The sequence below is a fragment of the Nocardia sp. NPDC004151 genome (genome assembly GCF_042874235.1).
Lineage (GTDB): Bacteria > Actinomycetota > Actinomycetes > Mycobacteriales > Mycobacteriaceae > Nocardia.
In genome coordinates, this window is the sequence record NZ_JBIAMR010000041.1 from 1 (window position 1) to 1539 (window position 1539).

The window sequence follows — 1539 nt, forward strand, 5'->3', positions numbered from 1 at the left end:
AAGCGATGGGGTGACGCAGGAAGGTAGCTGGGCCAGGTGATGGAATACCTGGTGTAAGCGTGTAGGCCGTGGTGTAGGCAAATCCGCACCGCATATAGGCTGAGACGTGATGCGTAGCCGATTGAGGCGAATTCAGTGATCCTATGCTGCCGAGAAAAGCCTCTAGTGAGTTGGTACACGGCCCGTACCCCAAACCGACACAGGTGGTCAGGTAGAGAATACTAAGGCGATCGAGATAACTGTGGTTAAGGAACTCGGCAAAATACCTCCGTAACTTCGGGAGAAGGAGGGCCCGGTCTGGTGAACACCCTTGCGGTGGGAGCTGGGTTGGGTCGCAGAGACCAGTGAGAAGCGACTGTTTACTAAAAACACAGGTCCGTGCGAAGTCGTAAGACGATGTATACGGACTGACGCCTGCCCGGTGCCGGAAGGTTAAGAGGACCGGTTAGCTCTTCGGAGCGAAGCTGAGAATTTAAGCCCCGGTAAACGGCGGTGGTAACTATAACCATCCTAAGGTAGCGAAATTCCTTGTCGGGTAAGTTCCGACCTGCACGAATGGCGTAACGACTTCTCAGCTGTCTCAACCACAGACTCGGCGAAATTGCAGTACGAGTAAAGATGCTCGTTACGCGCGGCAGGACGAAAAGACCCCGGGACCTTCACTATAGCTTGGTATTGGTGTTCGGTACGGTTTGTGTAGGATAGGTGGGAGACTGTGAAGCGGGCACGCCAGTGTTCGTGGAGTCATCGTTGAAATACCACTCTGATCGTATTGGACCTCTAACCTCGGACCCTGATCGGGTTCAGGGACAGTGCCTGGTGGGTAGTTTAACTGGGGCGGTTGCCTCCCAAAATGTAACGGAGGCGCCCAAAGGTTCCCTCAGCCTGGTTGGCAATCAGGTGTTGAGTGCAAGTGCACAAGGGAGCTTGACTGTGAGACCGACAGGTCGAGCAGGGACGAAAGTCGGGACTAGTGATCCGGCACCGGCAAGTGGAAGCGGTGTCGCTCAACGGATAAAAGGTACCCCGGGGATAACAGGCTGATCTTCCCCAAGAGTCCATATCGACGGGATGGTTTGGCACCTCGATGTCGGCTCGTCGCATCCTGGGGCTGGAGTAGGTCCCAAGGGTTGGGCTGTTCGCCCATTAAAGCGGCACGCGAGCTGGGTTTAGAACGTCGTGAGACAGTTCGGTCTCTATCCGCCGCGCGCGTTAGAAACTTGAGGAAGGCTGTCCCTAGTACGAGAGGACCGGGACGGACGAACCTCTGGTGTGCCAGTTGTTCCGCCAGGAGCACGGCTGGTTGGCCACGTTCGGAAGGGATAACCGCTGAAAGCATCTAAGCGGGAAGCCTGTTCCAAGATGAGGTTTCTCACCCCCTCGAGGGGGTAAGGCCCCCAACAGACCATTGGGTTGATAGGCCAGAACTGGAAGCCTGGTAACAGGTGTAGGTGACTGGTACTAATAGGCCGAGGACTTACCAACAAAGAAGCTACGCGTCCACTGTGCAGTATCTGAAACAACACACAGATCACTGAG

At 55.4% G+C, this 1539-nt stretch carries 1 rRNA gene; it reads left to right on the forward strand.

The window, feature by feature from the left end:
• Positions 1 to 1485, forward strand: a 23S ribosomal RNA gene (locus ACFYTS_RS36550); the annotation flags it as partial.
• Between the last annotated feature and the right edge of the window lie 54 nt (positions 1486 to 1539).